Source organism: Streptomyces sp. NPDC007856 (assembly GCF_042868225.1).
Taxonomy (GTDB): domain Bacteria; phylum Actinomycetota; class Actinomycetes; order Streptomycetales; family Streptomycetaceae; genus Streptomyces.
Genome location: NZ_JBIAEC010000016.1, coordinates 40,572 through 57,653 on the forward strand (window position 1 = coordinate 40,572; position 17,082 = coordinate 57,653).

15 protein-coding genes are annotated in these 17,082 nt (G+C 70.2%); 14 read left to right on the forward strand and 1 reads right to left on the reverse strand.

Annotated features, from left to right (window positions below):
• Positions 1-89 precede the first annotated feature (89 nt).
• The gene (locus ACFYOH_RS32560) at positions 90-980 is read left to right on the forward strand and encodes a LysR family transcriptional regulator (RefSeq protein WP_388633079.1); all 891 of its coding nucleotides are present in this window, start codon (positions 90-92) and stop codon (positions 978-980) included.
• 335 nt (positions 981-1,315) lie between these two features.
• Here the strand turns inward: ACFYOH_RS32560 and ACFYOH_RS32565 are convergent, their stop codons facing one another.
• Positions 1,316-3,094 (reverse strand): PucR family transcriptional regulator, encoded by a 1,779-nt coding sequence (locus ACFYOH_RS32565; RefSeq protein WP_388633082.1) that lies wholly within the window; start codon positions 3,092-3,094, stop codon positions 1,316-1,318.
• Between the two features lie 276 nt (positions 3,095-3,370).
• On the opposite strand from ACFYOH_RS32565, the gene dnaK reads away from it, so the two are divergent.
• The 13 genes from dnaK to ACFYOH_RS32630 all read left to right on the forward strand — a co-directional run bounded on the left by dnaK (position 3,371) and on the right by ACFYOH_RS32630 (position 16,800).
• Positions 3,371-5,272 carry a molecular chaperone DnaK gene (gene dnaK / locus ACFYOH_RS32570; protein WP_388633083.1) on the forward strand — a complete coding sequence of 634 codons (1,902 nt, stop codon included), beginning with the start codon at positions 3,371-3,373 and terminating at the stop codon, positions 5,270-5,272.
• 8 nt (positions 5,273-5,280) lie between these two features.
• Positions 5,281-5,889 (forward strand): nucleotide exchange factor GrpE, encoded by a 609-nt coding sequence (locus tag ACFYOH_RS32575; RefSeq protein ID WP_388633085.1) that lies wholly within the window; start codon positions 5,281-5,283, stop codon positions 5,887-5,889.
• A gap of 6 nt (positions 5,890-5,895) precedes the next feature.
• Positions 5,896-6,849: a DnaJ C-terminal domain-containing protein gene (locus ACFYOH_RS32580; protein WP_388633088.1), complete on the forward strand. Its 954-nt coding sequence runs from the start codon at positions 5,896-5,898 to the stop codon at positions 6,847-6,849.
• On the forward strand, positions 6,846-7,253 hold the full coding sequence (locus tag ACFYOH_RS32585; protein WP_388633091.1) for a chaperone modulator CbpM: 408 nt from the start codon (positions 6,846-6,848) through the stop codon (positions 7,251-7,253). The genes ACFYOH_RS32580 and ACFYOH_RS32585 overlap by 4 nt, the downstream gene beginning before the upstream one ends.
• On the forward strand, positions 7,244-9,883 hold the full coding sequence (gene clpB / locus ACFYOH_RS32590; protein ID WP_388633093.1) for an ATP-dependent chaperone ClpB: 2,640 nt from the start codon (positions 7,244-7,246) through the stop codon (positions 9,881-9,883). The genes ACFYOH_RS32585 and clpB overlap by 10 nt, the downstream gene beginning before the upstream one ends.
• Positions 9,880-10,326 carry a thioredoxin gene (gene trxA, locus ACFYOH_RS32595; protein ID WP_388633096.1) on the forward strand — a complete coding sequence of 149 codons (447 nt, stop codon included), beginning with the start codon at positions 9,880-9,882 and terminating at the stop codon, positions 10,324-10,326. Before clpB ends, trxA begins: the two co-directional genes overlap by 4 nt.
• Before the next feature lie 5 nt (positions 10,327-10,331).
• Positions 10,332-10,595: a UBP-type zinc finger domain-containing protein gene (locus ACFYOH_RS32600; protein WP_112467949.1), complete on the forward strand. Its 264-nt coding sequence runs from the start codon at positions 10,332-10,334 to the stop codon at positions 10,593-10,595.
• Positions 10,595-12,409 carry an FAD-dependent oxidoreductase gene (locus ACFYOH_RS32605; RefSeq protein WP_388633099.1) on the forward strand — a complete coding sequence of 605 codons (1,815 nt, stop codon included), beginning with the start codon at positions 10,595-10,597 and terminating at the stop codon, positions 12,407-12,409. The genes ACFYOH_RS32600 and ACFYOH_RS32605 overlap by 1 nt, the downstream gene beginning before the upstream one ends.
• Positions 12,410-12,457: 48 nt before the next feature.
• Positions 12,458-12,958, forward strand: coding sequence for an Hsp20/alpha crystallin family protein (locus ACFYOH_RS32610; RefSeq protein WP_388633101.1), 501 nt, complete (start codon positions 12,458-12,460; stop codon positions 12,956-12,958).
• A gap of 587 nt (positions 12,959-13,545) precedes the next feature.
• Positions 13,546-13,938 carry a DUF2267 domain-containing protein gene (locus ACFYOH_RS32615; protein WP_067043084.1) on the forward strand — a complete coding sequence of 131 codons (393 nt, stop codon included), beginning with the start codon at positions 13,546-13,548 and terminating at the stop codon, positions 13,936-13,938.
• Between the two features lie 447 nt (positions 13,939-14,385).
• Entirely contained in the window at positions 14,386-14,712 is a 327-nt protein-coding gene (locus tag ACFYOH_RS32620; protein WP_388633104.1) for a hypothetical protein, read from the forward strand.
• A gap of 218 nt (positions 14,713-14,930) precedes the next feature.
• Positions 14,931-16,346, forward strand: a complete 1,416-nt coding sequence (locus tag ACFYOH_RS32625) for a DEAD/DEAH box helicase (protein ID WP_388633106.1) — start codon at positions 14,931-14,933, stop codon at positions 16,344-16,346.
• Between the two features lie 211 nt (positions 16,347-16,557).
• Positions 16,558-16,800 (forward strand): DUF5302 domain-containing protein, encoded by a 243-nt coding sequence (locus ACFYOH_RS32630; RefSeq protein WP_388633109.1) that lies wholly within the window; start codon positions 16,558-16,560, stop codon positions 16,798-16,800.
• Positions 16,801-17,082 lie beyond the last annotated feature (282 nt).

Here is a 17,082-nt window from a genome sequence, read left to right on the forward strand (position 1 = left end):
GGATGGCGATTTCCATCCTCCTCACCAGCCAGAATCAGTGCCAACGAATGTTTTTGCTGGGCTCCAGCAATGCGAGTGATACTTCTCGTGTGGAGCTACGTCAGCTGGAGCACTTCATCGCGGTCGCCGAGGAGCTGAGTTTCACGCGTGCCGCCCGTCGGCTGCACGTGGTGCAGTCAGGGGTGTCCGCCGCGATCCGCTCATTGGAGCGCGAGCTCGGCTGCGCGCTGTTCGAGCGCACGTCGCAGCAGGTCCGGCTCACCGGGGCGGGCGCCGCGCTGCTGCCGGAGGCTCGGACCACCCTGAACGCCGCCCAGGCTGCCCAGGACGCCGTGCGCGCCGCACAGGACACGCTGCGCGGCACGGTGAACGTGGGCGCCATGGCCTCGGTCGAAGTGGTGGACCTGCCTGCGCTCCTCGGGCAGCTGCACGCGCGGCACCCGGCGATCGACGTCCGGCTGCGGCTGGCGACGGCCGGCTCGGCGGGACTGGCGCAGGCGCTGCTCAGCGGGGACCTTGACGTGGCCTTCCTGTCGCTGCCCGAACGCAAGCCCGCCGGGATCGGCGCACGGGAGCTGGCCACCGTGCCGCTCGTCCTGGTGGTGAGCGCCGCCCATCCCCTCGCGCAGCGGGGAAAGGTGGCACTTGCGGATCTCGCGGGGGAGCCCTTCGTGGACTTCCCGCCGGGCTACGGCAACCGCGAGGTGGTCGACCGGGCGTTCGCGGCGGCGGGCGTCGTACGCCGGGTGGCACTGGAAGTGCCCGACATCGACATGGGGGCGGCACTGGTCCGGCACGGTCTGGGCATCGCCTTTCTGCCCGCGTTCGCCGTTGCCCGCACCCCCGGCCTGCACGTCCTGGACATCCACGACACCATGCTCCGCTGGAGCATGCATCTCGGCACGTCGTCGACCCGGCGGCCCAGCTCGGCTCTGCGGGCGCTGCTCGACCTGGTCGACCTCCACGTCCTCGCCCTGTGACGCCCGGGCCACGGCCCGGAACGTCGCCGGTCGGTGGTGTCCGGGGCCCCTGCGTTCGCCTTGCTCCGGCCGCGACATCTGCCGCAGCATTCGCTGACGCTCCCGCTGCCGTCGTCCACAGGCGGCGTCGGACACCTTCTCGGCCCCTTCGAGGGCTGGTGCCGAAGGCCCCGCCGATCATGGTGATGGCGGTGATGAACCAAGGCCCCGTCTTCTGGCGCGATGCGACCTCGCTGGATCAATCTGAGTAAGGGCCACCCACCCACTGCAGCGCTGTAGCAGGGCGGCCCGCCCAACTGCTACTGACACCGCTCGCGCAGAAGTTCAGTGAGGCATCAGCCGGGTCCGCCCAGCACGATCTTCCACACTCGGGTCGCCACCTGGAGGTTCAGCCGGTCTTCGACGTTCGCGAGGTCGTGGCCGCTGATGTCGCGGATGCGCTGGAGCCGATAGCGCAGCGTGCTGCGGTGGATCGCGAGGGAGTCGGCGGTCTCGTCGTAATTGCCGCCGCAGTCGAAGTACCGGGACAGGGTCTCCACCATGGCCGCGTGGTGCCGGGAGTCGTAGTCGATGAGCTGCCCGAGCCACTCGTGGACGAACGTTTCCAGTTCCCGGTAATCGCTGCCGGGTCCCAGGATGCGGTAGAGGCCGAGCTCGTCGAAGAACGTCGTGCCGTAGCGCTCGCGGGACTGGCGGCGCACCTCCAGGGCGCGCTGCGCCTCCAGGTAGTGGTGGGGGATGTCGTTCAGGGAGTCGGAAGGGGCGCTCACCCCGATCGTCCCGGACCGTGTCCCGGTCTCCCGGGCGAGCGCCTCGTACAACGCGCGGGCGTGCGGCCTGTCGCCGGTGATGAGGACGACGTGGTCGGAGCGGCGGGTCAGCAGCGAGCGCATGCCCACCGCAACGGCCGCCCGACTCACGGTCTGCGCGAAGGAATCGTCGGCGGTCCGGTTCGACCACTGCACCACGACGACGTAGTGGCTGCAGTGCAGGTCGTGTCCGACTGCCTCGGACCTGGCGTAGGCGCTCGGCTCGTCCGTCCCTGCCAGTAGGTCGTCGGCCAGCTCGCGGTGCAGCCTCAGCTCCACTTCGGCCAGATTGCGCAGGTGCGTCAGCTCCAGGGCGAGCGACGCGGCGGCGTGTCCAAGCGCGAGTACGGTGTGCTCGTCGGCCTCGTCCCGGGCATCGACCAGCGCCAGCACACCCAGGATCTCGCCGTGCGGGCGGATCAGGGTGATCAGCCGGTCCCTTATCCGCACCGGCCCGGCCTCTTTGGCGACGGCGTGCAGCATTTCGTCCTGGCGCACGGGGTCCGGTTCGGGATAGGGGACGGGGCGGTCGGGACCGGTCCAGGACCTCAGCCGACCGAAGCGGTCCTCGAGCAGCGCGGGAAGCCCAGTGAGCCCGTGCAGTGCGCGGGTGACAGCTTCCTCGCCGCCACCCGAGGCAGCGACGCCGGCCATGAGAGCGTGAACGGCTCGCTCGTAGCCCAGCTCAGCCACCACAGAGATCAGCTGCCGCTGGAGGGCTGTGCGTTCCTCCCTCAGCCGACGCAGCTCCAGCGCGTCCTCGCGTTGGCGGCGGTGTGCGAAGGCGACTGACAGTGCAGCAGCGGTGTGCCGGACGAGCATGGCGAGCAGGGATCGCTCGGCCCTGGTGGGCCGGGAGCGGGACGTGACCACGAGGTAGCCGTGGAGTCCCCCAGGTCCGCGTAGACCCAGGGCGCGGCCCCAGGGCTTGCCGGCTACGGTCACGTTGCCGTCCTGCCCGGCCAGCTCCCGGACCTTCCGGCCCACCGCCAAGGCATGCGTCTGCCCGTTCCTCGGGCTGGGGACCAGGTCGTCGTCCACCTTGAGGTATCCGGCCTCGGCCCTGTACGGCCCCGCGGCGACTATGTGATCCATGGCCAGGCGCAGGATCTCGCCTTCGTCCGGAGCGTCGAACTGGGCGCGGGAGAGCGCGACCAGTTCGTGGAGGGCATGGGCGGCTGGGGTGCGAGCGGGCAGGCGGGCCCTGGGCGCGGCCGTGGGGCGCCGCCCGGCGCTGCCCCGCGGAAGGTTGCCCTTCCGGTCGGAGTAGCGGTGGTACAGGCTGTACGCCCGACTGCCGACCATGGGATCACTCCGTCCTTCGGAGGTGAGCGGCTTTCGCGTACCCGGTCCCGGGCCGGCTACCCGAGACGTGTGGGTACTTTCTCTCGTACTCGTGGGGCGACCGGACCCGTGCATTCCTGACTCGCCAGGCGCAGGCGTGGAGCCACCCGGTTCGACACCCTGGGGAGTGCTCGAGACCCTCCGTGCGCACCCGTGGGAACGGCGGAGATCCCACCTCTACCTGAACGAACGTGATCCGGAGAGTCGGCGCAGGCGCCGGACCGGGAGGAGTTCCTCATGGCGAAGGCAGTGGGCATCGACCTGGGCACCACCAACTCGGTGATCGCCGTGTGGGAGGGCGGCGAGCCGTCCGTCGTGCCCAACAGCGAGGGCAACCGCACGACACCGTCCGTAGTGGCCTTCACCGACACCGGGGAACGTCTGGTGGGTCAGCTGGCCCGGCGCCAGGCGATCCTCAACCCGAAGGGCACCATCTACTCGGCCAAGCGGTTCATCGGCCGGCACTTCGACGAGATCTCCGACGAGGCCAGGGCGGTGGCGTACGACGTCGTCGAGGGCGACGGCGGGGCGGCCCGCTTCAAGGTGCGCGACAAGCTGTACGCGCCTGAGGAGATCAGCGCACAGGTGCTGCGCAAACTCGCCGACGACGCGTCCAAGCAGCTGGGGGAGCGGGTCACGGAGGCGGTCATCACGGTGCCCGCCTACTTCAACGACGCTCAGCGCACCGCCACCAAGGACGCCGGACGGATCGCGGGACTGGAGGTGCTGCGGATCATCAACGAGCCGACGGCGGCTGCCCTCGCGTACGGCATGGACAAGAAGGAGCACGAGACCGTCCTCGTCTTCGACCTGGGCGGCGGCACCTTCGACGTGAGCATCCTCGACGTCGGCGACGGCGTGGTGGAGGTGCGCTCCACCGCTGGTGACAGCCACTTGGGCGGCGACGACTTCGACCGGCGTCTGGTGGACTACCTCGCGGACGACTTCCAGAAGGAGAACGGCATCGACCTGCGCAAGGACCCGCAGGCGCTGCAACGCCTGTTCGAGGCGGCGGAGAAGGCCAAGACCGAGCTCAGTTCGGTGACGCAGACGCAGGTGAGCCTGCCGTTCATCACCGCCGACGCCTTGGGCCCCAAGCACCTCACCGACTCGATCATGCGGTCCACTTTCGAGCAGATCACCGGCGACCTGGTGGAGCGTTGCCTGGGACCGGTGCAGCAGGCGATGGCCGACGCGAAGGTCGGCGAGAGCGACATCGACGAGGTCATCCTCGTCGGCGGTTCCACCCGCATCCCCGCTGTCCAGACTCTGGTCCGCCGGCTGACCGGCGGCAAGGAACCCAACATGAGCGTCAACCCCGACGAGGTCGTGGCCCTGGGCGCCGCGATCCAGGCCGGGGTGCTCAAGGGCGAGGTCAAGGACGTCCTGCTGCTCGACGTCACACCCTTGTCGCTGGGCGTGGAGACGCGCGGCGGAGTGATGACGAAGATCATCGAGCGGAACACCACCATCCCGGTGCGCCGCAGCGAGACTTTCTCCACCGCCGAGGACAACCAGCCGGCCGTCGATGTGGTGGTCCTCCAGGGCGAGCGCGAACGGGCCGCCGACAACCGGGTGCTCGGCCGGTTCCAGCTCACCGACATCCGCCCGGCGCCGCGGGGCGAACCGCAGATCGAGGTCACCTTCGACATCGACGCCAACGGCATCCTCAACGTCAAGGCACGTGACCGGGACACCGGCAAAGAACAGGGCATCACCATCAGCGAGAGCTCCAACCTGGACCGCAGTGAGGTCGAACGCATGGTCCAGGAGGCCGAGCGCAACCGGGGCCAGGACCAGGCACTCCGCGAGGCCGTCGACGCCCGCAACGAGCTCGACGCCGTCGCCTACCAGGTCGAGAAGCGCCTCGCCGAACTGGGCGACGCAGCGCCCGCGCACGAGAAGGCACGCGCCGAGATGCTCGTGTCCGACGCCCGGGCGGCGGTCAAGGAAGAGGCGGGTGTGGAGCGCGTGCGACCTCTGACCTCCGAACTCCAGCAGGTGCTCGCCGGGCTGGCGGCCCATCAGGGCGCCGCCGCCACGGACGGCGGTCCCGGCCAGGACGCCGCCACCGGCGGTCCCACGGGTGGCGGTGGCGGTGACGATGATGTCATCGATGCCGAGTTCGACAAGGGCTGAGGCGCGCCATGTCCAGCCGCCCCCAGGAACCCGACCGGGCCGCGTCGGATCCGGGCGTACGGGTCCCGGAAGGCGCCGGACGCCCTCCTCGCGGGGATTTGCCCCAACCGGGCCCGCCCCGGCCCGAAGCGGCGAACGGCGAACCGGGACCCGATGCCGCCGGCCCCGCGCCTGCCGAGGACGAGTACACGACCGTGATCCAGGAACTGGAGGACCGCTGGCGGCGCGCGCTCGCCGACCTCGACAACCTTCGCAAGCGTCACGCCAGGGAACTGGAGCGCGAACGGTCGGTCGAGCGGTCCCGCACGGCGGCCGCCTTCCTGCCCGTCCTGGACAACCTCGAGCTCGCCCTGACCCATGCCGGCGCCGATCCGGGTGCGATCGTGGAGGGCGTCCGGGCCGTACGCGACCAGGCGGTGAACGTCCTCGAACTGCTCGGCTACCCGCGGCACGCGGAGACCGGCGTCGCCTTCGACCCGGCCCAGCACGAGGTGGTCGGCGTCGTCCAGGACCCCGACGCCCCACCGGGAACCGTCGTCGAGGTGCTGCGCCCCGGCTACGGGGACGGCGAACGGCAGCTCAGGCCCGCCGCCGTGACGGTCGCGAAGCGGGAGTGACCGGTCATGGCACGGGACTTCTACGAGGTGCTGGGCGTGTCGCGGACCGCGAGCCAGGACGAGATCCAGCAGGCATATCGCAAGCTCGCCCGCAAGTACCACCCCGACGTCAACAAGGACCCCGGGGCGGAGGAGCGTTTCAAGGACCTCAACGAGGCATACAGCGTCCTGTCGGACCCGAAGACCCGGGCCCGTTACGACCGCTTCGGCGAGGACTTCCGCAAGATCCCCGAGGACTTCGACGAACGGGTCGCGGCTGGAGCGGGCGGCGGCTTCCGCGCTCGGAGGACCGCAGGCGGTGGCGGTCCTCGCGTCCGGTACGCCACCGGCTTCGGCGACGACTTCGGCGCGGAGGGCATCGACATCGAGGACCTGCTCGGCTCCATGTTCGGAGCCGGCGCCGCCCGAGGCGGCGTGCCTGGTGCGGACCAGGAGGCCGAACTGCCGCTCACCGTCGAGGAGGCGTACCGAGGCGGCCGTCGCACCGTCACGCTCACCGGCCCCACGGGGCAGCCGCGGCGCTACGAGGTCGACGTGCCACCGGGCGTCACCGACGGGCAGCGCATCCGGCTGGCGGGTGAGGGCGGTCGGGGCAGTGGTGACGCCGCCGCGGGCGACCTGTACCTGCGGGTGCGTATCCAGCCCCACCCCCGGTTCCGGCTGGACGGCCGTGACGTACACGTCCAGGTCCCGGTCGCCCCGTGGGAGGCGGCCCTGGGTGCGACCGTGCCGGTGCCCACCCCCGGCGGCGGCACGGCCAAGGTCACGGTGCCGGCGGGCTCGTCCAGCGGCCGGCGGCTGCGGCTGCGCGGCGAGGGCATGCCGAACCCGCGAGGCGTGAACGGCGACCTGTACGCCGAACTCCGTGTCATGGTGCCGCCCGCCCTCGGCGACCGGGAGCGCGAACTGTTCGAGGAGCTCGCCGCCACCTCCTCGTTCGACCCCAGGAGGACGCGATGAACGAACGACCCGCGGGAGCGGGAGGCATCGGCCGGGCCGGCGTGGGCGCCCGTCCGGTACGAACGGGCGCCGACATCACCGCCTCGACGGCTGTCCGGTACGCGCTCGTGCCCGTCCCCAGGCTCTCCCTGGCCGCCGTGGCCCGTCGCTCGGGCCTCCACCCCGATCTGATCCGCCGGTTCGTCGCCCTCGGCCTGGTCGACGCCGAACGCGACTCCGCGGGGCGACTGGTGTTCGACCCCACGGCCCCGGCGGTTCTCGCCCGTATCCAGCGGCTGCGCTCCGGACTCTGCCTCAACTACGCATCCATCGGCCTGGTGCTCGACCTGCTGGACCGCATCAGCATGCTCGAAGCCGCCCTGCGCCGCGCCGGCACGAGGAGTGAAACACCCCCATGGACATGAACCGTCTCACGCAGAAGTCCCAGGAAGCACTCCAGGAGGCCCAGAGCGCGGCCGTCGGCATGGGGCAGACCGAGGTCGACGGCGAACACCTGCTGCTCGCGCTTCTCGATCAGCAGGACGGTCTGATCCCACGGTTGCTGCAACAGGCCGGCACCGAGCCGAAGGAGCTGCGCGCGGCCGTGCGCGAGGAACTCTCCCGCCGTCCGAAGGTCACCGGCCCCGGCGCAGCACCCGGCCAGGTCTTCGTCACTCAGCGCCTCGCCCGCCTGCTCGATGCCGCCGAACGGGAGGCCAAACGCCTCAAGGACGAGTACGTGTCCGTGGAGCACCTCCTGCTCGCCCTGGCCGAGGAGGGCTCTTCAACCGCCGCCGGGCGACTGCTCAAGCAGGCCGGCATCACCAGGGACTCGTTCCTGAGCGCGCTCACCCAGGTCCGCGGCAACCAGCGCGTCACCTCCGCCAACCCCGAAGTGGCCTACGAGGCTCTCGAGAAGTACGGCCGCGATCTCGTCGCTGAGGCCAGGGCCGGCAGGCTCGACCCGGTCATCGGCCGTGACGCCGAGATCCGCCGCGTCACCCAGATCCTCAGCCGCAAGACCAAGAACAACCCCGTCCTCATCGGCGACCCCGGCGTCGGCAAGACCGCCATCGTCGAGGGCCTCGCCCAGCGCATCGTCCGCGGCGACGTTCCCGAGGGCCTGCGCGACAAGACGGTGTTCGCCCTCGACATGGGCTCCCTGGTCGCCGGCGCCAAGTACCGCGGCGAGTTCGAGGAACGCCTCAAGGCCGTGCTCAGCGAGGTCAAGGCCGCCCAAGGGCGCATCCTGCTCTTCGTCGACGAACTGCACACCGTCGTAGGTGCCGGCGCCGCCGAGGGCGCCATGGACGCGGGCAACATGCTCAAGCCGATGCTCGCCCGCGGCGAACTCCACATGATCGGCGCCACCACCCTCGACGAGTACCGCAAGCACATCGAGAAGGACGCCGCCCTCGAACGCCGCTTCCAGCAGGTCCTGGTCGACGAGCCGAGCGTGGAGGACACCATCTCCATCCTGCGCGGACTGCGCGAACGCCTCGAGGTCTTCCACGGCGTGAAGATCCAGGACACCGCACTGGTCTCCGCGGCCACCCTCAGCCACCGCTACATCACCGACCGGTTCCTGCCCGACAAGGCCATCGACCTCGTCGACGAGGCGTGCGCCCGGCTGCGCACCGAGATCGACTCGATGCCCGCCGAACTCGACGAGATCACCCGCCGCGTCACCCGCCTGGAGATCGAGGAGGCGGCGCTGTCCAAGGAGACCGACCCCGCCAGCAAAGCCCGCCTGGAGGAACTGCGCAGGGAACTGGCCGACCTGCGCGGCGAGGCCGACGCCAAACACGCCCAGTGGGAGGCCGAACGGCAGGCCATCCGCCGCGTGCAGGAGCTGCGCCAGGAACTGGAGCAGGTCCGCCACGAGGCGGAGGAGGCCGAACGTGCCTACGACCTCAACCGCGCCGCCGAACTCCGCTACGGCCGCCTCCAGGACCTGGAGCGCCGGCTGAAGGCCGAGGAGGAGCAACTGGCCACCAAACAAGGGCAGAACCGGCTGCTGCGCGAGGTCGTCACCGAGGAGGAGATCGCCGAGATCGTCGCCGCCTGGACCGGCATCCCCGTCGCCCGTCTCCAGGAGGGCGAACGCGAGAAGCTGCTGCGCCTCGACGAGATCCTGCGCGAGCGCGTCATCGGCCAGGACGAGGCCGTCAAACTCGTCGCCGACGCCATCATCCGCGCCCGCTCCGGCATCCGCGACCCGCGCCGCCCCATCGGCTCGTTCATCTTCCTCGGCCCCACCGGCGTCGGGAAGACCGAGCTGGCCAAGACCCTCGCGGCGGCCCTGTTCGACTCCGAGGAGAACATGGTCCGCCTCGACATGAGCGAGTACCAGGAGCGGCACACCGTCAGCCGGCTCATGGGCGCACCACCCGGATACGTCGGCTACGAGGAAGGCGGCCAGCTCACCGAGGCCGTACGCCGCAAGCCGTACTCGGTCGTGCTGTTCGACGAGATCGAGAAGGCGCACACCGATGTCTTCAACACCCTGCTGCAGGTCCTCGACGACGGCCGCATCACCGACTCCCAGGGCCGAACCGTCGACTTCCGCAACACCGTGATCATCATGACGTCGAACATCGGCTCCGAGCACCTCCTCGACGGCGCCACCGCCGAGGGCGAGATCAAGCCCGACGCCCGCGCCCTGGTGATGGGCGAGCTGCGCGGGCACTTCCGCCCGGAGTTCCTCAACCGCGTCGACGACATCGTGCTGTTCAAGCCGCTCGGCGAGCGGCAGATCGAGCGGATCGTGGAGCTGCAGTTCGACGAACTGCGCCGCCGCCTCGCCGAACGCCGCATCACCGTCGAACTCACCGATGCTGCCCGGGAAGTGATCGCCCACCAGGGCTACGACCCGGTGTACGGGGCCCGGCCGTTGCGCCGCTACATTTCCCACGAAGTCGAGACGATGGTCGGGCGCGCCCTTCTGCGCGGTGACGTCCAGGACGGCGCGACGGTCCGCGTCGACGCCGAACATGGAGAGCTGGTAGTCACCTACGACCAGCCCGAGGACGTGAAGGGAGCGCGGGCGGCATGAGCACGATGCAGGCGACGACCGTCAGGTGTCCCCACTGCGGGCGCACCAACCGGGTGCCCGTGGCCGCGGAGGGCCGCCCCAGGTGCGGCCACTGCAAGCAGCCTCTGCCGTGGATGGTGGACGCGGGCGACGACGACTTCACCGAGGTCGCCGAGCGGGCCGACGTCCCCGTCGTGGTCGACCTGTGGGCCACCTGGTGCGGCCCCTGCCGCATGGTCAGCCCCGCACTGGAGAAGGTCGCCACCGATCTCGCGGGCCGAATCAAACTCGTCAAGGTCGACGTCGACAAGAACCCGCGACTGTCGCAGCGTTTCGAGGTCCAGGCGGTACCGACACTGCTGATCCTCGACCGGGGCGAGACGGTCGCCCGGCAGGCGGGGGCGGCGCCCGCCCCCGTTCTGCGCCAGTGGGTGGAACAGTCGATCACCGCCCGGAAAGGGTGATCCGGATGACCCTGCACGCAGACCCCCACCTCGCGCTCGTCCGGCCGGTCCAGCCGCTGACCCCAGAAGGGTGTCAGGAGTGTCTGATGCTCGGCTCCCCGTGGGTCCACCTGAGGCTCTGCCTGACCTGCGGGCACGTCGGCTGCTGCGACTCTTCGCCGAACAAGCACGCGCGCAGGCACGCAGCTGCCGACGCTCATCCGATCGTGCAGTCGTTCCAGCCCGGCGAGGAATGGCGCTGGTGCTACGTTCACGAGGCGTTCGTCTGATGTCCGGCGACCAGTCGCTGCCGGGCGAAGAACCGGTGCCGGAGAAGGCGGACGAGGCCGCCTTCTGGGAGACCCCGGACATCTACGGCGCGTATCCGCGCCTCACGGAGGACCAGATAGCACGTCTGGCGCAGCACGGGCAACGCCGGAACATGGCTCCGAACGACGTGCTGATCCGGGAGGGGGAGCGCTGCGAGACGTTCTTCGTCGTCCTCAGCGGTACCGTCGCCGTCGTCGAGGACTACGGCACTCCCGAGGAGCACGTGCTGCGCGTGCACGGCCCCGGTCGCTTCATCGGCGAACTCGGCCTGCTGTACGGACAAGTGGCCTTCTACACCGCTGTCGCCAGGGAGCCGGGCGAGGTCCTTGTCGTCTCCTTGGACCAGTTGCGCCACGTGCTGTCCCAGGACTCCACCATCGGGGACGTCGTGCTGCGCGCCTGTCTGGGCCGTCGCGCGCTGCTCGTCGGACAGGGCGCCGGCTTCCGCATCGTCGGCTCGCGCTACTCGCCCGACACCAGACGGCTGCGCGAGTTCGCCGTCCGCAACCGGCTGCCGCACCGCTGGATCGACCTGGAGGCCGACGAGGAGGCCGAGGAGCTGCTGCGCCGCTTCGGCGTCGGCCCGGCGGAGACACCACTCGTCATCTGGCGGGACACCACCCTGTTGCGCAACCCCAGCAACGCGGAACTGGCCCGGCTCATCGGCCTGCCGTCACTACCCGCCGGAGACCGTCACGGTGACGTCCTCATCGTGGGCTCCGGACCCGCCGGCCTCGCTGCCGCGGTGTACGCCGCCTCCGAGGGCCTGAGCACCACGGTGGTGGAGGCGATGGCCACCGGCGGCCAGGCCGGCACGTCGTCCCGCATCGAGAATCTGCTCGGCTTCCCCTCCGGCATCTCCGGCGCCGAACTCACCGAACGCGCCGTACTCCAGGCCGACAAGTTCGGCGCCAGGATCAGCCTTCCGCTGGAGGCGACCGGTCTCCATCCCAAGGACGAGGACCACTACGTGGTGGCGTTCGCCGACGGCAGCGAGATCGCCGCCCGCGCCGTCGTCCTGGCCATGGGTGCCCGCTACCGTCGGCTCCAGGTGCCCGGCATCGAACGCCTGGAGGGAACGAGCGTGCACTACTCGGCGACCGTCTACGAGGCCCAGCAGTGCCGCACCGACCCGGTGGCCGTCGTCGGCGGAGGCAACTCGGCGGGCCAGGCGGTGCTGTTCCTCGCCGGGTACGCGCCGAAGGTGCACCTGCTGGTCCGAGGAGCCAGCCTTGAGGCCAACATGTCCCGCTACCTGGTCGACCAGGTCGAGCGCCATCCGCGGGTGGAGGTCATGCTGCACACCGAGGTCACCGAGGTCATCGGCCAGAAAGTGCTGGAGGAGCTCGACGTGGTCGACAACCGCACGGGCGGGCACCGCCGGCTCGCGGTACGGAGCCTGTTCGTCTTCACCGGCGCCGAACCTCACACCGAGTGGCTCGCCGGCATCATCGCCCTCGACTCCCGCGGCTTCGTCCTCACCGGGCCGGAGGCCCAGGAAGCCTGCGCCTCCCCCGAGGTGTGGCACGGCCGCGGGCGCTCGTGCCTGACCCTGGAGGCCAGCCTGCCCGGGGTCTTCGCGGTAGGGGACGTCCGCAGCGGCTCGGTGAAGCGGGTGGCCTCCGCGGCCGGTGAGGGCGCGATGGCCATCCACTTCGTGCACCGGCACCTGGGGCACTCGGCCGTACCCGGCACCACGGGCACGTCAGCTGTCGCGGGCCACTCGGACGTCTCCCCACGCATACGTCACAAGGAGTCCGCATGGCTCGCATGACGAATGGCGGACGATGAGATCACGAGAAGGAAGAAGGAGGCGATTGCGATGGCCATGCCCGTCCGGCGCCACCGCGGTGGCGGCCTGCAGGAACGGCCCGTCTGGGCACCCACCCCTCTCAATCCCCTGGTCGAGTTCGACGAATTGCTCAACCAGATGAGCGGCCTGCTGGAGTCGACGGTGGGCGCGGCACCCGCGGTTGCGTGGACGCCTCTCGCGGACGTGTCGGAGTCCGAGGACGCGTTCCACATAGAGATCGAACTCCCCGGTGTGAAGAGCAAGGACATTGACGTAGAGGCCAACGGTCCCGAACTCGTGGTCACCGGAGAGATCAAGGAGCGTGAGCGCAAGGGCGTCCTGCGCCGCAGCACCCGCCGCGTCGGAGCCTTCGAGTACCGTTTGCGGCTGCCCGGAGAACTGGACACCCACAAGATCAAGGCTGAGATGCAGGACGGAGTGCTCAGCATCACCGTCCCCAAGGCCGACGTCGCAAAGCCGCGACACGTCGAGATCACCGAGACGAGTGGAAGCACCGAGAGCAGCGGCTGAGACGCGAGCGCCGCGGTTCCGGTCACCCATCCGGCACTGCGGCCGGGCCGGCGAGGCTCGACACCCCTCACGGCGTCGGAGAAACGCGCTACGTGGCTCCCCACCGTTGGCGGTTCTTCCTGCTGGTCTCGCTGACCTTCTTCATGGCCTACGCGGGAGCGAACTCGGCCTGTCTGACGGTGAGCTAGGTCCTGAAAAGCGCCGACCGCACCGCCCGCCGCCGGGAGTAGGAGCCCGCCGTTACCGCCCGGGCACCGGACCGGGCAGCACCCTGTACTCGCCGAGGATGGCCGACACCGCGGGCACGGCAGGTCGTACGTCCGCCATGGCCGGACAACGCCTCGACGACGAGGTCGAACAGATAACCCACGCGCTCCAAGAAGCCGGCCCGACGAGCGGCGACCGACTCGAACAGGCGGTGGGCGGCCGTTCCTGGAGCCCCCGGCGCTTCCGCCGTGCCCTGCGTGAGTCTCGGGCCAAGGGCCTTGCGAACGGCAGCTGCGCGCCGGCGGACGGACCCGGTCGGCCCGACGGCGCACCGGGCGACCCTCATGACCGGCGGTGACCAAGGCAGAAGGAAGTCAGCTATGAAATACGACGGGTTCCTCGCCCGTGTGCGCGAGCGAGGCGAATACAACGACCAGGATGAAGCCGCGGACGTCACCAACGCCGTGCTGGAAGTGCTGGCCCAACGGATCAGCCCGGGAGAGGTCAAGGACCTCGCCTCCCAGCTGCCCGGCCCGCTGGGACAAGTCCTGGACCATGCCGCGCCGCAGCAGGCGCGAAGCTTCGGGATCGAAGAGTTCTACCGCCGGGTCGCCGAGCGCACCCATGCCCGGCCGCGTACGGCTCAGTGGGACGCCAGCGCAGTCCTGACCACCGTCGCCGACGCTGTCACCGGCGGAGAGCTGAATCAGATCATCAGCCAGCTCCCCTCCAGTTACGCGGTCCTGTTCGGCAAGGCCGACCTCGCGGACTGAGTCCGTGAGGCGCGGTGGTTGCTGAGCGTGATGATCGTCTGACAGTTCTATGGGATGGATTTTCGTGTTCTGCTGCCGAAGTGTGAGGGGTTCGGAACGCTCTGTCCGGAACTTCCGGAAGGACGGCCGTGGATGACGTGGCATGGAGGGGACCGCTCGCATTCCGTCGGATCCCCTTTCTGTGGCAGCAGCGCCTGGGAATGTACGACGGACAGGTGGCAACCATGTCCAACTTGTGCGTTCGAAGGGCCGGCTGCCGGCACCGGACCGCCGGTCGCTGAGCAGTGTCGGCATCGGCCGGTCCGCCGAGCACGCCTGCGACGGCGGGCAGCGCAGGCGCTGTCGTTGTCCAGCGGACAGCCGGCCCAGCAGTCCGGCCCGATGGCTGGCTCCTCCAATGCGGCGCCAACCTGGACCAGGTCATGTCCGCCATCTTCGGACACCGCCATGCCCCGGCTGAACGAAGGAGTGACCGGCCTGATCCGCCAGGCGCCCGACGAACTGCCGGAGGCACTGGAGGCCGTGGGGGATCTCAACCCGGCGCAACGCCGCAAGATCGTCGTGGATCAGTTCCCGCCGGACGCCGTGGCGTCCGGCTGCGAGACGGTGCATCTGCGGCCGGCCACCACAGAACCCAAGCCTGCGGCAGCATCCACCGATAAACAGGGCGCCGTTGCGGCCAAGGAGCTGCAGCCGTCGCCGGCGGCCCCTGCAAGCGCGGGTGTGGCGCTGCAGATGTGGGGCACCCTACCCGCGCCGCTTCCCGGAGACTGAGCGCGGATCTCGGTGAGTTGGGGCCTGGACCAGGTACGTCGGAAGGCCTGTCGGGCCGCGGGCGATCGGTATCACGGCGCGATGTTATGCCTTGTGTTAATGTCATGCGTTTGCGTGGTCGTCGCGGTGGGCGATTCAGTCTGTTCGGTTCCGCTTGTGCGTGGACTGTTCAATCCTGCCGGGCCTTCCTCGGTACGTCCCCCTGCGGAAGGCTGTTCATGAAGCATCCTGATGACTCCGGCATCGCTCACGGCGGTCCCGCCCAGCCCGGGGCCACGGCCCCGGCGCTGCCCCTGGCCGTCTCCTTCGCCGGTCTGGAACTGCCGGTGGAGGTGCTGCGGACACTGTGCGGACTCGGGGTGCGCGAACCCTTTCCGATACAGGCCGCCACACTGCCCGATGCCCTGAAGGGGCGCGACGTCCTGGGGCGTGGGCGCACCGGATCGGGCAAGACACTCGCATTCGGCCTGCCGCTGCTGACACGTACGGCTGGGCGGCGCGCCGAACCGAAGCAACCCCTCGCTCTGATCCTTGTGCCCACCCGGGAGCTGGCCCAACAGGTCACAGAGGCGCTGGCGCCGTACGCCGAGGCACTGCGGCTGCGGATGGCCACGGTCGTCGGTGGCATGTCGATCGGCCGACAGGTCGCCGTGCTGCGCCAGGGAGCCGAGGTGGTCGTCGCCACCCCCGGACGCCTGCACGACCTGATCGAGCGCAACGCCTGCCGCCTGGGACGGGTAAGGATCACCGTGCTGGACGAGGCCGACCAGATGTGCGACTTGGGATTCCTGCCGCAGGTTGTCGACGTCCTCGACCAGGTGCACCCCGACGGTCAGCGGATGCTGTTCTCGGCCACTCTGGACCGCGACGTCGATCAGCTGGTCCGCCGCTGCCTCCACGACCCCGTCGTCCACTCGGTCGACCCGTCGGCGGGCACGGTCACGACGATGGAGCACCACGTTCTGGTCGTCCACGGCCCTGACCGCTACGCCGTCACCACGGAGATCGCCGCCCGCGACGGCCGCGTACTGCTGTTCCTCGACACCAAGCACGCCGTCGACCAGCTCACCCGGCATCTGCGGGCCAGCGGGGTGCACGCCGGGGCCCTGCACAGCGGCAAGTCGCAGCCACAGCGCACACGGACCCTGGCGCAGTTCAAGAACGGCCAGATCACCGTTCTGGTGGCGACCAATGTCGCGGCCCGCGGCCTGCACGTCGACGACCTCGATCTCGTGGTCAACGTCGACCCGCCCACCGACCCCAAGGACTATGTGCACCGGGCCGGTCGCACCGCCCGCGCCGGTGAGTCCGGCAGAGTGGTCACGCTCGTGCTGGCGGGCCAGCGGCGCGAGACGAGCCAAATGCTAGCCGGGGCCGGCATCGAGCCGACCGTCACCAAGGTGCGCTCGGGCGAGGCGGAGCTGAGCCGGATCACCGGCGCCAAGGCTCCCTCCGGCACCCCGCTCGATGGCGGGCCCGCCGTCCCCCGGCCCAAGAACACCAACGCTCCCTTCCGCGGCCTCGGCACCAGCAAGGACCCTTCCCGCGGCGCCGGCGGCAAGTCCCGAAAGGCCGGCGAGGCCCGCAAGCTCGCCGAGGCCCGCAAGGCCGCCCTCGTGCGTCGCAACGGCTGAGAGCCGTTGCCCTGCCGGCAAATCTCCTGGCCACGGGATCGACACCCCTCGGCCCGGCCCGAAGCCCGTCCCTGTGGCCCACTACGAAGCGAACGCCCTCGGCCGCGGCAGGGATACCCCCCAAAACGAAGCAGAACGATGTTGCCGGCGCCCCGCACTGCGCCCGGCATGACAAGCTGTGCTTGCCCACTCCCGAACCCAGGAGGTCACCATGACCGCAGAGCCCGCAACTACGGAAGGTTCGGAGCCGGCTGCCCCCGAGACGTCCCCTCTGGCGCCGGACAGCGACGGCAACTACGACCTCAAGCGCAAGTTCCGTGAAGCCCTGGCGCGCAAGCGCGGTGCGCAGGCGGACGCGGCCGATGTTGCCGCCAACCCGGATGCGTCGAAGGTGCGTGCGGCGCACGGCCCGGCTGCGAGCCAGCGGTCGTTCAGGCGTAAGAGCGGAGGCTGAGTCGATCAGTCCCGCGGTCTGGCCGCATTACCGGCATTCTGCGCGCTGTCCACTCGCGCGCCCGGCGCCGGCCCGCAACGTGCGCATGCCGGTGTGCGCGTTGCGGGCGAGGCATAGCCGGCGGTGCCAGGGCCCAGCTGGGCTGGCGCGGGTCGGTAGCGTCCGCCGCGCTGGAATTGCGGCCAGGACGTCCGGCCGCCGACGTCGCACGGGGGCCAGGGCATAGCTGACGGTGTTGGTGCCCACCGGGAGCAAGGCGAGCCGCCGCTCCGCCCGCGTCTC